Raw genomic sequence first — 15,884 nt, forward strand, 5'->3', positions numbered from 1 at the left:
TCAGCCGCTCATCGCCTGGGGCAGATAGGTGGCGATGCCCGGGAACAGGCTCATCAGCACGATGGCTACGATCATCAGCAGGAAGAACGGTAGCGTGGCGCGGGTGATCGACATGATGTCGCGTCCGGTCAGGCCCTGGATCACGAACAGGTTGAAGCCCACCGGCGGGGTGATCTGCGACATCTCGACCACGATGACCAGGTAGATGCCGAACCAGATCAGATCGAAGCCGGCAGTCTCGATCACCGGCATGATGATCGAGGTCACCAGCAGGATCAGCGAGATACCGTCGAGAAAGCAGCCCAGCACCAGCAAGAACAGGGTCAGCACCACCAGCAGCCAGGCCGGTGACAGACCCATGGCGCCGATCTTCTCGGCCAGGTCCATGGGCAGCTGGGTGAAGCTCATGGCCGAGGACAGAAACGAGGCCCCGGCGATGATGAAGGCGATCATGCAGGAGGTACGCACCGCGGCGAACAGGGCGTCTTTGAAGATCGTGGCGTTGAAGTGGCCGTTGGCCCGGGCGATCAGCATCGACAGCACGACCCCCGAGGCGGCGGCCTCGGTAGGCGAGGCAAGCCCGCCGTAGATGCTGCCGAGGATGCCGCCGATCAGTGCCAGCAGCGGCAGCAGTTGCAGGCTTCCCGACAGCTTCTGGCGCAGCGGCATGTCGCTGTCGCGCTTGCCCACCGCGCCACGACGATTGCCCACCAGCAGCGACCAGCCGATCACGTAGGTCATGAACAGACCCAGCAGCATCAGTCCCGGCCCGACGCCGGCGATGAACAGTCGCGAGATCGACTGTTCGGTGACCACGCCGTAGACGATCATCATGATCGACGGCGGAATCAACAGCCCCAGGGTCGAGGCGCTGGCCAGGGTACCGATGGCCAGGTCGTTGTCGTAGCCGCGCTTTTCAAGCTCCGGCAGGGTCATCTTGCCGACGGTGGCGCAGGTCGCCGCCGAGGAACCGCAGACCGCGGCAAACAGCCCGCTGCCGATGATGTTGGAATGCAACAGGCGTCCGGGAATACGCCCGAGCCAGGGCGACAGCGCCTGGAACATGTTGTTGGCGAGCCCCGAGCGAAACAGGATCTCGCCCATCCACACGAACATCGGCAGCGCGGTCAGGTCCCAGCCGTAGCTGGCGCCCCAGAAGTCCGAGGCCAGGATCGGGCCGGGCTCCAGCGGAAAGAACAGCGTCAGCACGATAAAGCCGGTGCCGAGCAGGGCGTAGGCGATCCACACGCCGCTGCCGAGCAGCACCGCCAGCGCCAGCAGGGTGACCAGACTGATCGTCAGCATCTCGGCAAGCCCTCCTGGCAAGACAGGCGCTGCAGGCGAACAGGAATCCTCGAGTCAGTCATGGCTGGGTTCCTCGTCCGGGGCCTCGAAGCGGCGTGGTGCCGTCAGCGCCTGTCTGGCGGTGTCGATCAGCGCTTCGGCCAGGGCCAGGCTCATCAGCGCCATGCCGACCAGCAACGCCAGCTGGGGAATCCACAGCGGAACGGCGAGCAGTCCCGAGGAGACGTCGTCGAACTCGAGGCTCTCGTGCATCAGTTGCCACAGCGATACGCACAACAGCGCGTTGAGCGCCGAAGCCACCGCCAGGCAGAACAGTTCGGTGAAGGCGCGCACCGCCGCCGGCAGGCGCTGGATCACCAGCGACATGCGGATGTGGGCGTGGTGGCTGAAGGTGTAGGCCATGCCGAGAAAGGTCGCGCCCACCAGCAGGAAGGACGCCAGTTCCGACACCCCGGTGATCTCGAGGCCAAGACGCGCGCCGCCGAACAGCACCAGCAGGGCATCCAGCAGGCGAAACAGCACCTGGATGGTGATCAGGCCGCAGATGGCGACCATGGAGGCGGCCGCACCCAGCCCACCAAGGCGGTAAAGCGGCATCAGGCGAAACTTCATGGGCGATCCTTGGCGTCAGTGGAGCGATACGTTGTCCGTGAGTCGTTGACCGCACCCTTCTTGCACGGCGCCGCGACGTGGCGTGTTGCGAAAGACAAGCCGTGAACGGGACAACGAACGAGCGGCGAGGACACCCCTCACCGCTCGTCCCGAGCGCTATTCGGTATTGGCGCGGTAGTCCTCGATCAGCGCCTTGGCCCGGTCATCGGCGCGGCTCTCCCAGTCCTGGAAGAGCTTGTCGCCGGCCTCGGAAAGGGCTCCGGCCACCGCCTCGTTGGGTTCGCCAATGGTGATGCCGTTTTCCTCCAGGGCCTGGGCGCTGCCTTCCATATCGGCCTTGCTGGCCTCCCAGCCGCGCTCTTCGGCCTCGGCCGCCGCTTCCATCAGCGCTTGCTGGGTCGCCTCATCCAGGCGATCGAAGGCCTTCTGATTGACGAAGATGATGTTCTTCGGAATCCACAGGTTGGCGTCGGAGAAGTGGGAGACATAGTCCCAGGCCGCCATCGACTCGCCGGTGGACACCGAGGTGATCATGGCGTCGACCCGGCCGGTGGAGAAGGCGGTAGGGATGTCCGATTCCTCGGTCTCGGTGGGCAGGCCGCCGAGGTTCTCGGTCAGTCGCTGGGTATTGATGTTGGGCGCACGTACTCTGAGCCCCTCGAACTGGGCGGGGTCATTCAACTCGAAGTCGGTGTAGATACCCTGTGACGGCCAGGGCACCGCGTACAGCGGCTTCATGCCCTGCTCGGCGAACAGCTCCTCAATCACCGGCTTGCTCGCCTGCCACAGCTCCCAGGCCTCGTCGTAGCTGCCGGCGAGCCCCGGCAGGGTGTCCAGCTCGAACACCGGCGACTCGTTGGACAGGATCGACATGAAGATCTCGCCGGCCTGGACGGTACCACGGCGCACCGATGGCTTGATCTCGCCGTGGCTGATCAGCGAACCGCCGGAGTGCACGGTGATGTCGAGCTCGCCCTCGGTGGCCTCGCGCACGTCTTCGGCGAACTGCTTGGTGTTCTCGGTGTGGAAGCTGGCATCCCCGTAGGGCGTCGCCAGATTCCATTCGGCGGCCTGGGCGCTGCTGACCGCAGTGGCGGTGGAGAGTGTGGCCACGGCAACGGCCAGCCCCAGGGAGGAGTATCGAGTCATGATGCCTACCTTGTTGTTGTAGAAACGTGGCGGTGAAAACGACGTGTCGTGATGGAGGTATCAGTCTGACTATGCAGCATCGGGCAGGATGGCGTTGAAGATCAAGCCGCCTTGCCGATGCCGCTGGGCTCTCAGGCCTTCTTGAACAGCTGGCTTTCGCGATCCTTGAACGCCTTGAACTCCAGTGCGTTGCCGGACGGGTCCTTGAAGAACATGGTGGCCTGCTCGCCGGGCTCGCCCTTGAAGCGGATGTAGGGTTCGATCTCGAACTTGACGCCATGGGACTTGAGCTTCTCGGCCAGGGCCTCCCAGGCGTCCATTTCCAGTACCACGCCGAAGTGCGGCACCGGCACACCGTGACCGTCCACCGGGTTCTTGTGGGCAGCGTCGGCGGCGTCCTTGAGACCGGGGTTCAGGTGGCAGACGAACTGATGGCCGTAGAGGTCGAAGTCGACCCAGGACTCGGAGCTGCGGCCTTCAGGGCAGCCGAGAAAGTTGCCATAGAACTCGCGGGCCTCGTCGATATCACGGACCTGAATGGCAAGATGGAAGGGATCGCTGACGGCCATGGGGAAACTCCGGAGTAGGTGAAGGGGTATATCACTGATTCTTGGCCGGGGAGGATCGTGGCGTCAATCTTCTTGCCGAATTTGTCGGGAATCGACTCGGGCGTTAGATTCAACTGACAAGAGAATATTGTGTGGCGCCCCGGCAACGCGATCGAAGCATCCACGAAAGGGCTCGAAGGAAAGCGCTCGGAGCGCGCGATGGACGCCACGATGGCGACAGAAGACAGCGGAAGACGACAATAACAGGTTCGTTAACCACCTGACGTCCATTGGCGAAGGTTCACCAAAGGACGTCGACAACAGAGGCTGCCCCCATGCCGATACCCCGACTCAACTGCGACGTTGGCGAGAGCTTTGGTGCCTGGAAGATGGGCCGTGACGCCGACGTGATGCCCTATATCGACTGCGCCAACATCGCCTGTGGTTTCCACGCCGGCGATCCTGACGTGATGCGACGCACCGTAGGCTACGCCGTGGCCAATGAGGTGCTGGTCGGCGCCCACCCCGGCTATCCCGACCTGGTGGGCTTTGGTCGGCGCAGCCTGGCGGTGTCCCCGAGCGAAGCCGAGAACCTGCTGCTCTACCAGATCGGTGCCCTCGACGGCGTCTGTCGTGCCGAGGGCACCAGGGTCGGCTACGTCAAGCCCCACGGCGCGCTCTATAACGACATGGCCACCAATATGGAATTGCTGCGCGCCACCATGCGCGCGGTCAAGGCCTATGACGAGAGCCTGCCGCTGTTGGTGATGTCCACCGCCGACACCGCCGCAGTGAGGGCGCTGGCCGAGGAGGAGGGCGTCAGCCTGTGGTTCGAGGTGTTCGCCGACCGTGCCTATGACGGCGAAGGTCGGCTGGTGTCCCGGCGTGAGCCAGACGCGGTGCATCACGATGAGGACACCATCGTCGGCCAGGCGGTGACCCTGGCCCGGGGCGAGGCGCTGACCGCCCGCGACGGCACCAAACTGGTCCTTCCCGCCGATACCCTGTGCGTGCACGGCGACAACGAGAGTTCAGTGGCGGCGGTGCGCGCCATCCGCGAGGCCTTCGACCAGCTGGAGGGGGCATGACGCCGAGCCCACGCCTTGAGACGGTGGCCTTCGACAGCCTGATCGTGCGGCTGTTCGACGCCATCGATGAGTCGCATATGCCCTGGGTGCTGGCGGCGGTGGACGCCATCCGCGAGCGGCTGGGCGAGGATGCCCTGGAGGTGGTGCCGTCCTATACCACGGTGCTGGTGCAGCTCGATATCCGCAGGCTGTCGCTTGGCGAGGCCCGAGCGCGCCTCGGCGAGGCCCTGGCGAACCTTTCGCCCCGGGCGACGGAGGACGGCAGCCTGCACGAGATCCCGGTGTGGTATGACGCAAGCGTCGGCCCTGAGCTTGAGCTGATCGCTCAGCGCGCAGGCATCACCGCCGGCCAGGTCATCGAACGCCACTGCGCCCACGACTACAGCGTCTTCGCGCTGGGATTTGCCCCCGGCTACGGCTTCATGGGACTGGTCGAGGACGCCCTGGCCACGCCTCGACTCAAGACACCGCGCCAGAAGGTGGCCGCGGGCAGCGTCGGCATCGCCGATCGCCAGACCGCCGTCTATCCTGCGCCGTCGCCTGGCGGCTGGAACCTGATCGGACGCACCGCCACCCGGCTGTTCGATCGCGAGCGCGAGGGTTACACCCTGTTCAAGCCCGGCGATCGCGTGCGCTTTGTGGCCATCGACCGTGCCACCTTCGAGGCGCAGGGTGGCGACACCACTCCCCAACCCCCGGCCGAGGAGAGCGGCGCATGAGTCTCAAGGTGGAACGCGCAGGTCCCCTGGCGCTGGTGGTCGATGGTGGTCGTCAGGGTGTGCGCCATCTGGGCGTGACACAGGGCGGTGCCATGGACTGGGTGGCGCTGGGCTGGGCCAACTGGCTGCTGGGTAACGCCCCGGACGCCCCCGGCATCGAGATCATGGTGGGCGGCCTTGCGCTGGTAGCCGAGGCCGACGTGAGCGTGGCGCTGGCCGGGGCCGACCTGGGCGCGACCCTGGACGGCGAACCCCTGGCTCTGGCGGAGACGGTAACGCTCAAGCGTGGTCAGCGGCTGGTGTTCGAACGGCCGAAAAGTGGTCTGCGCGCCTATCTGGCGCTGCCGGGCGGGATCGAGGCGAGCGCCATCATGGGCAGCGTCACGAGCACCGTGCGAGAAGGGCTCGGTGGCCTCGACGGTTTCGGCAAGTCGCTGGCCCAGGGCGACGTGCTGACGCCAAAGCAGGATCGGCCCTCGGGCGGCGATCGTCGCCTGCCACGGCGGGACGCCGACAAGGGGCAGCGGGACGCTGATCGAGAGCAGGGGGCTCTGGTCACGGCAAGCGACGGGCCACTGGCGCTGTCGCTGGTGCCCGGGGCCCAGATCGCGAGCTTCTCGGGCACCAGCCTGTATCGCGCCTTCAATGACGTCTGGACGCTGGATCAGCGCGCCGATCGCATGGGGATTCGCCTGACCGGGCCGCAGCTTGAGGGCAGCATGAGCGGTATGGTGTCGGAGGGCATTCCGCTGGGGGCGGTGCAGGTACCGCCGGACGGCCAGCCGATCATTCTGATGAACGACCGCCAGACCATCGGCGGCTACCCGCGCCTGGGGGCGCTGACCCCGCTGGCCTGCGCCCGTCTGGCCCAGTGCCTGCCTGGCACCGAGGTGCGCCTGGTGCCGGAGTCGCCGGAGCGTGCCCGCGATGACCATCTGAGGCAGCTTGCCCGTTGGGAGTAGGAGCGGTGGACTGCCCACCAACAAGGCCTTGCTGCGGATTCCGGTGCAGCAGCAGGCGAGGATAGCGGTCGGGCCGAAACGCAAAGCGCCCCGTTCATGGACGGGGCGCTTTTCCTTCATTTGGGTCAGTGGCTAGAAACGATAGCTCAGGGTGGCGCTGACGCTGCGCTCGGCGCCGAAGTAGCAGAATTCGAGCGAGTTGCAGGAGGCCACGTAGTCCTCGTCCAGCAGGTTGCTGACGTTGAGGCGGCCGCTGACGTTGGTCAGTCCGACCTGGCTGAAGTCGTAGCCCAGGGTGGCGTCGACCAGGGTGTAGTCCGGGACCGACTTGGTGTTGTCGCGGTCGGCCTGGATATCGGCGTGGTAGCGCACCCCGAGGCCGGTGTTGAGCCCGGCCAGCGGTCCCTTGAGGAAGTCGTAGTAGCCCCACACCGAGGCGATGTGCTTGGGCGAGTAGATGGCGTCGTTGCCTTCCTCGCTGGGATCATCGCTTTCGGCGTAGGTGATGTCGGTGTAGGCGTAGCCGGCCTGGAGGCTCAGTGCCTCGGTGAGCTGAGTGCGCGCCTCGAGCTCGATTCCCTGGGATTCGATCTCGCCCACGGCGCGATACGGATCGGTGGGCTGCTCCTTGGTGGCCACGTTTTCCTGGGTGATATGGAACAGGGCGATGGAGTACTGGTCCTGGGTACCCAACGGCTGGTACTTGAGCCCGGTTTCCACCTGCTCGCCCTCCATCGGCTCGAGCAGATCGCCGGAGGCATCGACGAAGCTGGTCGGGGTGAAGGCGGTCGAGTAGCTGGCGTAGGGCGAGACGCCGTTGTCGAAGGCGTAGAGCAGGCCAGCGCGGCCGCTGAACTGGGTTTCGTCGAGATCCGAGCTGTCGCCGCTATCGAGGTTGGTGTTCTCGATATCGACCCAGTCATAGCGGCCACCCAGGGTCAGGTGCCAGCGATCCCAGCTGATCTGGTCCTGCAGGTAGACGCCGGTCTGGTCGAGTTCGTGCTTCTCGCGGGTGGTCACGACGATATCGCCGATGGGGCCAGCACCGTAGCTCGGGTTGAAGGCGTCGATGTTGGGGAAGGTGCCTCCGGACCAGACCACGTCGTTCTCGCGGGTCTGGTAATCGAACCCGGTCAGCACCCGGTGCTCGAAGCCGCCGGTGGAAAAGTTGGCTTCGAGCTGGTTGTCCACGGTCCAGGCCTCGAGATCCTCGTCGGCGCCGGAGTAGTAGCGGTTGAGCTCGGTGTCGTTGGCCCAGCCGTAGGCGTAGACCTGGTCCATCTCGACGTCGGATTCCAGATACTTGAGCTTCTGGCGAGCGGTGATGCCGTTGCCGAAACGGTGCTCCAGCTCATAGCCCAGCAGGGTTTGGTCGCGCTCGAAGTTGTCGTAGTCGTCCTCGCCCTCGAAGAAGGTGTTGTCGATATGCCCGCCGGCATGGCTGGTCACCGTGCCGTCGTAGGGCAGACCGGCGTGATAGCCGCCCTCGGGCTCACGCGAGACGTAGGCGTTGAGGTTGAGGGTGGTGGCGTCGGTGATGTCCCAGGTCAGCGACGGCGCGATGGCGTAGCTTTCTTCCTCGACCTGATCGAACTGGGTATCCGAGGAGCGGGCGATGCCGGTCAGGCGGAAGGCGGCACGCTGGCCTTCGTCGACACTGCCGGTGACGTCAAAGGCGGCGCGCTGCTGGTCATTGTTGCCGAAGCCGACCTGCACCTCGCCGGTGGGGCTGTCGCTGAACTCAGGGCGCTTGCTGGTCAGCGCGACCAGGCCGCCAGGGGAGGCGCGACCATAGAGCACCGAAGCCGGTCCCTTTACGACCTCGATGCTTTCGAGCATCCAGGGGTCGACCTTCAGCGAGCTGAAGCTGTTGGTGTCGCCCATCAGCTTGAGGCCGTCGAGGAAGGTATTGCTCAGGCTGCCGTCGGAGAAGCCCCGCAGTACCAGATAGTCGTAGCGGTTGGAGGCGCCGACCTGGTTGGTATAGACCCCGGGGGTGTAATCCAGCGCCCGCTGCACCGTCTGGGCACCACGTCGCTCGATCTGCTCGGCGCTGACCGTCGAGGTGGCCTGGGGCGTCTCGAGGAAGGGCGTATCGGTCTTGGTGGCGGCCTGGCCGGTGACCGTCATGGTGCCCAGCTCGGTATCGGCGGAGGTGCCGGCATTGGCGGCATCTTCACTGAGGGTGGTCTGGGCCAGCGCGGCGGAGGATACGCTGGCCGCCAGCAGCGCCGGGCCAGCCTTCAAGGCGAAAGGTTTCAGGGCGAAAGGCGTCAGCGCGAAGGGCAGGGTCGAGGTGATACGCATGTTGTCGCTTACCATTGGGAGCAGGGAAAGGCGCCGCGGGGTAGGCACCTGAACAAAGCGGTCATGTTTCGGTAATGCGAATTATTACATTTTGCGGGTGGGCCTGTTTATGCGCGGCGCCAAGAACCTTATGCGTGGTGACAGGACCTGCACCGATAATGAAACCTCCGTAGCCAAGTGCTATCGGCGTAGCAAGTGCTATCGGCGTAGCGAGTGCTAGCTAATGTAGTGGATCCAGTCATCGACGAAGCACCGCCCGACGGCTGGGTGCCGTTGTGGTGCACTGTGTCCAGTTGAGGTCTCGGGGGTGAGGTGCCCAAGAGGGGGCTGGGCGAAGGTCCTGGAAACGTCTAGCCAACGTCGCGGGGTGAGACCCCGAAGCGCCGCCGAAAGGCAGTGGAAAAGTTGGAGGCGTGACTGTAGCCGCTCTCGAAAGCGGCCTGCTGCACGCTGGCGCCCTGGGCCAGCAGCTCGTGGGCCAGGGTCAGTCGGCGTTCTCGCAGGTAGTCGAAGACCGAAACGCCGAACAGGCGCTGGAACTTGGCGCGCAGGCCCGAGGCGCTCATGGACGCCATCGCCGCCAGCTGCTCGAGGCAGTAGGACTCGGCGGGAAAGTCTTGCAGCCGCTGGCGGATCCGCTCCAGCCGCTGGCGCTCCGGCAGGGGCAGGTCACCGCGCTGGCGCGGGCCGGGGTGTCGCAGGCCGTGGGCCAGCAGTTGCAGGCCGATGGCCTCCATCAATAGCTGGCGCTGGCCGGGGGAAGGCTGCGGCATGACCGCCTGTTCGAGCATCGGCGCCAGATAGCCCGGCAGTGGCCAGACGTGCAGATGAGGACGCGGGGCGTCGAGCAGTTCGGTGATGTCCGGGCGCTGGCTCAACGAGGCGATCGCGGCCTGGTCCAGCGACAGGTTCAGGGTGCGCAACCGCTGCCCCTCGTCCTGATGCACGCGCAGGGAAACCTGATCGGCGAGCCGGGCGCTCAGTGCGCTGCCGGCGGTGAGCCGCTGCCGCCGTCCTCCGGTGTCGACCACGATGGCGCCTTCCATCACTACGCACACGAACAGCGGCGAGGCCATGGTGGAGCAGGAGTCGTAGGGCTTGAGCACCTCGACATCGGAAAAGGTCAGATGCCAGCCGCTGCGCACCTCTTCCTCGATGACGCGGCCTCTGAGAATTTCCAGGTGGTGGGCCACCGCCGGGAAGCGGGCGCCGTCGAAGCGGTAGTCGATGCCGTGGCGCTGGCCGAATCGCAGAAAGTCCCGCGCGCGGATGACCCGGGTATCACCAAGTCCCGCGGCGGCCCCGGCCAGCGGGCGCGAGCGAGGCTGAGCGCCACTCGACTCGCAGGCTTGCGCGTGGCTTGCAGCGCTCATCTTCAGCTTGCGACCAGGCGGCGGGCGTCGCCGCGGGAGGGGAAGGTCTGCACCACTGCCCCCGTGCTCTGGGGCATCGCTGTGGTCCTGGGCTGCCTGGTCTTATTGCTGGTCTTGTTGCCGGTCGTGCTGCTGGTCTTGTTGCTGGTCGTGCTGCTCGCCCTGGCAACGGCGGCATCGTCCAGCGGGCAGTTGCCGCAGCAGCCGAAGTCCTCGAGTCGATAGCGCAGGCAGCACAGCCGCCGGGTGCGCTGGGTCTCGCCGTGTTCGTCGGGCAGGTAGCGCACCGGCATGAACAGGGGATTGCGCCGGCCATCCGGGTAGACCCGGTGGTCGATCAGGCGCAGCGCCTCGTCGCCGAGCCCAGGTGAGGCCATGGGGTGGTGCACGGCAGCCTTGGCAAAGTACTCGAAGTAGTTGCCGAAGTTGCTCCAGAACACCTTGGGAGAGGCCCCGGAGACGCAGCCCAGCATGTCGACCAGCGGTGCCACATGCCCCTGCAGCAGGCGTTCGAAGCGCTCGAAGGCGTCGAGCGACCCCAGCGGGGTGCCTTCATGGGGCAGGGCGATGCCGGTTGTCTGGCCGCCGTCGCTGATATACAGGCCCATCTGATCCAGCGCTACCGGCAGGTCGCGCTCCAGTAGCAGGTTGGAGGCCAGGGTATGGGCGGCCATGGCGCTGAAATGCCACTTGGACCAGAGCGAGGCCACCGCCTTGAGGTCATCGCCCTGGTACTGGGCGGCGAAGCGCTCGAGCAATTCGTCCAGCACGCCAGGTTCGAGCAGTCGCTCGGCAGGCATGGCGTCGTCGGGTAGCTCGGCCGCGACGGTGGGTACGGCAAGGTGTTCCAGGGGACCGCAATACAGACGAGGCAGCGCTGATGTCATGGGGTGTCCTGCAGGCCGGAGGCTTGAGGTCATAAGACCAACGGTGGACACCATAAATTAAATGCGAATTGTTATCAAGAATATTGCCGATAGCCGGCGTCGATCGACTGAATGCTGGCGGCCCGCCAGACCTGGCTGGGGCTGGGCCCCTGGTCGATATCCGAGCACATGTCGATCCGTTCAAGCGTGAGGGTATGGCAATGGACGACCAGCTCACCGCTCGCTGCCCCGACATTGTCCTCGCCATCGCCATCGCCCTCGCCATCGCCCTCGACGGGCTGGTGCCAGCGCCAGACCTGGCGGCGGTATTGCTGGGCGTTGTCGCTGCCGCCGCCAAGGTGGCCGGGCATCTCTTGCGGGTCCAGGGCGTTGTCCTCGACCAGCGCCAGTTCAGCGCAGGGCAGGGCCGAGTCCCTGGCCAGCCACTGGAGTGCGGCGACCTCGGCGCACTGCTGGGCCGGGGTCAGGTGGGAGGCTCCGCGATAGCCGGGCAGAAAGCGTTGTCCCTGCGCCTCGGCTTGCAGCATCGGCAGGGCTTGGTCGGGCTCGATACGCCCGTACTTGCGCACCGGTGACAGCAGGATGATGCTCGCGGCGAAGCGGCAACCGCCCAGGTGGCTGCTCTCCCACACGTCGAAGGGCAGGCGATGTTCCTCCACGGCGCGGGAAAGCGCCTTGTAGCTGCGATAGCCGTAGCGCGCGCAGCACTTGTCCTTCTTGCCGTGGGTGCAGCACAGCACCAGGTCGTGTTGCTGTGGTGTGGACGGCCAGCGCTCGAGATCCTCGCCCGCCGCCAGCGCCTCGACAAAGGCCAGCAGTGCGCTGCGGTCGAGCTGGAGACGCCGACGCTCCGGCATCAGGATCACCTCGTGGACCTCGGCAGGCTGATCACGACGATGGATCAGATTGACCCGGCGACCGTTGGCGGCCAGGGCATCGAGTTGTGCTGCCAGCTCGGGGGGCATGTCGCTGGCGTGGCGCAGGTTGCGCTGCCACCTGGCCCGGGGCCAGCTGATCAAGAGGTTGCGCTCGGCGTGGGCGCCGCTGCCGGGCAGCGGGTCCCCCGCTTCGCGAGACAGGTCGGTGCAGAAGACGTGGCTCATGGCCTCGGCCCTGACGTTGTCGAAGGATGCCTTGCCTGAGTGTGCGGCGCCGGCGACTCGTCGGTTGGTCTCTGCCGCGGCGCCTGCGATTCACGGCGTCCCAGCAGAGGTACGCACAGCGGCTTGCCGCTTTCCGGGTCGACCATGACGTGGGCGTCGAGGTCGAAGACGCGCTTCAGATTGTCGGCGGTGAACACTTCTCGCGGCGCGCCGCTGGTGAGGATGCGGCCGTCGCGCATCATCACCAGCTCGTCGGCGTAGGCGGCGGCCAGGTTGAGGTCGTGCAGCACCAAAAGCAGGGTGCGCCCCTGGTCGTGGGCCAGACCCGAGAGCAACTCCAGCAGGTCCACCTGGACCTTGAGGTCAAGAAAGGTGGTGGGCTCATCGAGCAGGATCAGGTCGGTCTGCTGGGCCAGCACCATGGCGATCCAGCAGCGCTGGCGCTGTCCACCGGACAGGGTGTCGACGTGGCGTTCGGCGAACTCGGTGACCCGGGTGTAGGCCATCGCCTGCTTGACCACCTCGGCGTCGCGACGGGCATCGCGTTGCCACAGGCGCTGGTGGGGAAAGCGTCCCATCGCCACCAGCTGGCGCACGCTCAGCCCCTCCGGTGCCGTCGGCCCCTGGGGCAGCAGTCCCAGATGCTGGGCGACCTCGCGGGTGGAGCGACGGTGGATATCCTGACCGTCGAGCAGCACCTGGCCGCCCTGGGGCTTCAAGGTGCGTGCCAGGGTCTTCAGCAGGGTCGACTTGCCGCTGCCGTTGGGACCGAGCAGCACCGTCAGCTTGCCTGGCGCCACCGCGATATCCACCCCGTCCAGTACCAGCCGTTCCTCGTAACCGACCTTGAGAGAATGTCCCGCCAATGGGTGGTCAAGCGCGGACGCCGCGGTCGATCCGTCTGTCGACACGCCTGACGATGCATCGGACCGGTGTTGGGGTGCCGCGCTGGACGAGGGTGTGATCGGCAAAGAAGGCTGAGATGAGGTCATGCAAGGCCCGCCTGGGGGAGTGTGGCAGCAGCACGGTATGACAAAAAATTCTCATTTTCAATCCGGCCAAGCCCGTATCGGCGCGGTTTGTCGGCATGGCGCGCGGCGTTTTAGCACAGTGTGTTGTTAGCTTATGCCGAACGAATGGTTCGCATTTCGTGGACATCAGGAAAGCGATTAATTAGGATAATCGTTCTCATTTGTATGTGAGATGGCAATAAACGACGCAATGCGGCATCGAGGCTTCGGTAAGGTGCGGCCGTTCGGGAAGGTGGCGAATCGCATCGCCACCGCTCGCCGGGAGCGGCAGCACGGGGCAGGGACGACGTCCGAGAGCAACGTCCTGGCGTGAGGGACTCGCCAGACCTCGAGTCAGCGGTTGCGCGATCATTCGATTTAGCAAAAGGAACGATGCACGACATGAAACGTCATGCTCTCTGGCCCACCGTTTCACTGCTTGGCCTGGTGGCCGCACAGCAGGTCGCGGCGCAGACCTCCGTCGATACCTCTTCCTCGAACGGCGCCCGTGCCGACGAGGCCCCGACCATGGTGGTGACCGCCTCGCGGACCAATACCACCGCGGAAGATTCGCCGCAGACCGTGCGCATCATCAGCGAGGAGGAGATCGCCCAGCAGCTGGACGTGACCACCGACTCCTCCCAGATCCTGAGCAACCTGCTGCCGTCCTATTCGCCCAACCGCCAGAAGATGACCGGCAGCGGCGAGACCCTGAGGGGCCGCACACCGCTGTTTCTGATCGACGGCATTCCCCAGTCGAATCCGCTGCGTCCGACCGGTCGTGAGGCCCACACCATCGATTTCTCCCAGGTGGAGCAGATCGAGGTGATCCAGGGCGCCAACGCCACCAACGGCGTCGGCGCAGCCGGCGGGGTGATCAACATCATCACCAAGCGTCCGGAGCCGGGTTCCTTCAATCAGCACTTCGGCGTGCAGATGACCACCCCGACCAGCGAGCTGGACGAGGACACCCTGAGCTACAAGACCGACTACGGCTTCAGCGGCAACAAGGGCAACGTCGACTACCTGTTTGGTCTGAGCTACGAGGACCAGGGGCTGTACCTGGACGCCAAGGACGACCCGGTCGGTGTCGACAACACCCAGGGCGACCTGATGGACTCGCGCAGCTATGACCTGCTCGGCAAGATCGCCTATTGGATCGACGATGACCAGCGCATCCAGTTCACCCTCAACCACTACGACATCGAAGGTCACAACGACTACGTCAGCGTGACCGGCGATCGCGACGCCGGCATTCCGACCACCTCCGTGCTTGGCACCCCCGAGGGCGACGCCCCCTTCAACGAGGTCTGGACCACCGGGCTTAGCTACGAGAACTACGACCTGGCCGGCATGCACCTTAGCGCCCAGGCCTACTATCAGGACTACGAGGCGTTGTTCGGGGCCACCGACTCCGGTAGCTTCCAGGATCCGTCACTGGCGCCGGTAGGCACCTACTACGACCAGAGCTCGGCCAAGACCGAGAAGTTCGGCACCAAGGTCTCGCTGACCAAGGACGATCTGTGGAATGACCGGCTCAAGCTGACCGGTGGCTTCGATACGCTGTTCGACGAGACCGAGCAGTACCTGTATCAGAGCAACCGCACCTACGTGCCGCCCACCGAGTACACCGATCTGTCGCCTTTCTTCCAGGCCGAACTGCAGCCCATCGACTCGTTGCTGCTGTCCGCCGGGGTGCGTTATGAGTACGCCGAGCTGGATATCGATGACTATCAGACGGTGTGGGCCAACAATGGCGTCGACGTCGAGGGCGGCAATCCTGACTTCGACGAGACGCTCTACAACGTCGGCGCGGTGTGGAAGCCGGTCGATCGCGTCAGCCTGTTCGCCAACTACTCCGAAGGCTTCTCGATCCCTGATGTCGGTCGTGCGCTGCGCGGCATCGATACCCCGGGACAGTCCGTCGACAGCATCGACAATCTGCGTCCCATCGTGACCGAAAACGTCGAGACCGGCGTGCGCTTCGAAGGGGATCGCCTGTCGGCAGAGCTGAGCTACTACGAGTCCACCTCCGACTTCGGCAGCCGCCTGACCGAAGAAGACGACGTCTTCGTCATGAACCGCCAGGAGACCCAGATCACCGGTATCGAGGCCTCGGTGGACTACGCCTTTACCGAGCGCCACTCCGGTCGCCTGGCCTATTCCCACATGACGGGTCTGTATGACAGCGACGACGATGGCGACCTCGATGCTGAACTGTCCGGCCTGGATGTCTCGCCGGATCGTCTGATCGGTAGCTGGTCCGCCAACTGGACCGACAAGGTGTCCACCTTCCTCCAAGCCAACTACTCGTTCGATGAGACCTATGACGAGGACGATCGCGAGTTCGACGGCTATCTGTTGGTGGACGCTGCGGTGGGCTACCAACTGCCTACCGGCAAGCTGAATGTGGGCGTGTCCAACCTGCTCGACGAGGACTACATCACCTACTACTCCCAGAGCGCGCTGGTCAACGACGACCGTTACTTCGCCGGTCGTGGTCGTACCCTGACGGTAGGGTATAGCGTCGACTTCTAAAGGCCGCGTTTGTAAGCACTGCGGCTGGAAAGCGCTACTTTTCGTAAGCGCCGCTAGTCGGCTGACCCGGACCGCCGCCAGGACGGCGGCGGTCCACGCGGATGGGCCGTGGTGCCGCTTTGATGACACCAGGCAACGCCTGACGCTGTTGTCAGACCATCTCCAGAATCAGTTTCCAGATCAACGACTTCATAACAACGTACTCCATAACAACTACGCCATAACAACAACCCTTCGCCAAGTGACTAGCCAGGAAAGCGCGGTTTCCCCTGACGAAAGGCGT

The 15,884-nt window shown here is 65.1% G+C and carries 13 protein-coding genes; 4 read left to right on the forward strand and 9 right to left on the reverse strand.

Annotated features, from left to right (window positions below; all coding sequences use genetic code 11):
* From RBB39_RS00540 to RBB39_RS00555, 4 genes are all read right to left on the reverse strand, one after another.
* The gene (locus RBB39_RS00540) at positions 1-1,305 is read right to left on the reverse strand and encodes a TRAP transporter large permease (RefSeq protein WP_108448299.1); all 1,305 of its coding nucleotides are present in this window, start codon (positions 1,303-1,305) and stop codon (positions 1-3) included.
* Between the two features lie 54 nt (positions 1,306-1,359).
* Entirely contained in the window at positions 1,360-1,917 is a 558-nt protein-coding gene (locus tag RBB39_RS00545) for a TRAP transporter small permease (protein WP_045992315.1), read from the reverse strand.
* 156 nt (positions 1,918-2,073) lie between these two features.
* Complete coding sequence (locus RBB39_RS00550; RefSeq protein WP_306168575.1) at positions 2,074-3,066, reverse strand: TRAP transporter substrate-binding protein; 993 nt, start codon at positions 3,064-3,066, stop codon at positions 2,074-2,076.
* A 131-nt stretch (positions 3,067-3,197) separates the two neighbouring features.
* Positions 3,198-3,635 carry a VOC family protein gene (locus tag RBB39_RS00555; RefSeq protein WP_045992313.1) on the reverse strand — a complete coding sequence of 146 codons (438 nt, stop codon included), beginning with the start codon at positions 3,633-3,635 and terminating at the stop codon, positions 3,198-3,200.
* Between the two features lie 314 nt (positions 3,636-3,949).
* On the opposite strand from RBB39_RS00555, the gene RBB39_RS00560 reads away from it, so the two are divergent.
* From RBB39_RS00560 to RBB39_RS00570, 3 genes are read left to right on the forward strand one after another with little or no spacing between them, the layout of a single operon-like run.
* A complete protein-coding gene (locus RBB39_RS00560; RefSeq protein WP_045992312.1) occupies positions 3,950-4,702 on the forward strand; it encodes a 5-oxoprolinase subunit PxpA in 753 nt (250 codons plus the stop codon).
* Positions 4,699-5,421 carry a 5-oxoprolinase subunit PxpB gene (pxpB, locus tag RBB39_RS00565; protein WP_306168576.1) on the forward strand — a complete coding sequence of 241 codons (723 nt, stop codon included), beginning with the start codon at positions 4,699-4,701 and terminating at the stop codon, positions 5,419-5,421. The genes RBB39_RS00560 and pxpB overlap by 4 nt, the downstream gene beginning before the upstream one ends.
* Positions 5,418-6,383 (forward strand): biotin-dependent carboxyltransferase family protein, encoded by a 966-nt coding sequence (locus RBB39_RS00570; protein WP_306168577.1) that lies wholly within the window; start codon positions 5,418-5,420, stop codon positions 6,381-6,383. The genes pxpB and RBB39_RS00570 overlap by 4 nt, the downstream gene beginning before the upstream one ends.
* A 132-nt stretch (positions 6,384-6,515) precedes the next feature.
* Here RBB39_RS00570 and RBB39_RS00575 read toward each other — a convergent pair whose 3' ends face one another.
* The 5 genes from RBB39_RS00575 to RBB39_RS00595 all read right to left on the reverse strand — a co-directional run bounded on the left by RBB39_RS00575 (position 6,516) and on the right by RBB39_RS00595 (position 12,919).
* Positions 6,516-8,690, reverse strand: a complete 2,175-nt coding sequence (locus RBB39_RS00575; RefSeq protein WP_371931847.1) for a TonB-dependent siderophore receptor — start codon at positions 8,688-8,690, stop codon at positions 6,516-6,518.
* 350 nt (positions 8,691-9,040) lie between these two features.
* Positions 9,041-10,063 (reverse strand): AraC family transcriptional regulator, encoded by a 1,023-nt coding sequence (locus RBB39_RS00580; RefSeq protein ID WP_306168578.1) that lies wholly within the window; start codon positions 10,061-10,063, stop codon positions 9,041-9,043.
* 2 nt (positions 10,064-10,065) lie between these two features.
* The gene (fhuF, locus tag RBB39_RS00585) at positions 10,066-10,950 is read right to left on the reverse strand and encodes a siderophore-iron reductase FhuF (protein WP_306168579.1); all 885 of its coding nucleotides are present in this window, start codon (positions 10,948-10,950) and stop codon (positions 10,066-10,068) included.
* Positions 10,951-11,024: 74 nt separating this feature from the next.
* Positions 11,025-12,053 carry a sucrase ferredoxin gene (locus RBB39_RS00590; protein WP_306168580.1) on the reverse strand — a complete coding sequence of 343 codons (1,029 nt, stop codon included), beginning with the start codon at positions 12,051-12,053 and terminating at the stop codon, positions 11,025-11,027.
* A complete protein-coding gene (locus tag RBB39_RS00595; protein WP_260425291.1) occupies positions 12,050-12,919 on the reverse strand; it encodes an ABC transporter ATP-binding protein in 870 nt (289 codons plus the stop codon). The genes RBB39_RS00590 and RBB39_RS00595 overlap by 4 nt, the downstream gene beginning before the upstream one ends.
* 546 nt (positions 12,920-13,465) lie before the next feature.
* Here RBB39_RS00595 and RBB39_RS00600 point away from each other — a divergent pair.
* The gene (locus RBB39_RS00600) at positions 13,466-15,601 is read left to right on the forward strand and encodes a TonB-dependent receptor (protein WP_306168581.1); all 2,136 of its coding nucleotides are present in this window, start codon (positions 13,466-13,468) and stop codon (positions 15,599-15,601) included.
* The last annotated feature ends 283 nt before the right edge of the window (positions 15,602-15,884 follow it).

It is taken from the genome of Halomonas sp. MMSF_3323 (genome assembly GCF_030733595.1).
Lineage (GTDB): Bacteria > Pseudomonadota > Gammaproteobacteria > Pseudomonadales > Halomonadaceae > Halomonas > Halomonas litopenaei.

Bases quoted from the DNA above. Each gene is read 5' to 3' on its own strand.
- RBB39_RS00540 (WP_108448299.1), bottom strand. From the start codon at position 1,305: ATGCTGACGATCAGTCTGGTCACCCTGCTGGCGCTGGCGGTGCTGCTC.
- RBB39_RS00550 (WP_306168575.1), bottom strand. From the start codon at position 3,066: ATGACTCGATACTCCTCCCTGGGGCTGGCCGTTGCCGTGGCCACACTC.
- pxpB (WP_306168576.1), top strand. From the start codon at position 4,699: ATGACGCCGAGCCCACGCCTTGAGACGGTGGCCTTCGACAGCCTGATC.
- fhuF (WP_306168579.1), bottom strand. From the start codon at position 10,950: ATGACATCAGCGCTGCCTCGTCTGTATTGCGGTCCCCTGGAACACCTT.
- RBB39_RS00555 (WP_045992313.1), bottom strand. From the start codon at position 3,635: ATGGCCGTCAGCGATCCCTTCCATCTTGCCATTCAGGTCCGTGATATC.
- RBB39_RS00545 (WP_045992315.1), bottom strand. From the start codon at position 1,917: ATGAAGTTTCGCCTGATGCCGCTTTACCGCCTTGGTGGGCTGGGTGCG.
- RBB39_RS00580 (WP_306168578.1), bottom strand. From the start codon at position 10,063: ATGAGCGCTGCAAGCCACGCGCAAGCCTGCGAGTCGAGTGGCGCTCAG.
- RBB39_RS00570 (WP_306168577.1), top strand. From the start codon at position 5,418: ATGAGTCTCAAGGTGGAACGCGCAGGTCCCCTGGCGCTGGTGGTCGAT.
- RBB39_RS00575 (WP_371931847.1), bottom strand. From the start codon at position 8,690: ATGCGTATCACCTCGACCCTGCCCTTCGCGCTGACGCCTTTCGCCCTG.
- RBB39_RS00560 (WP_045992312.1), top strand. From the start codon at position 3,950: ATGCCGATACCCCGACTCAACTGCGACGTTGGCGAGAGCTTTGGTGCC.
- RBB39_RS00600 (WP_306168581.1), top strand. From the start codon at position 13,466: ATGAAACGTCATGCTCTCTGGCCCACCGTTTCACTGCTTGGCCTGGTG.
- RBB39_RS00590 (WP_306168580.1), bottom strand. From the start codon at position 12,053: ATGAGCCACGTCTTCTGCACCGACCTGTCTCGCGAAGCGGGGGACCCG.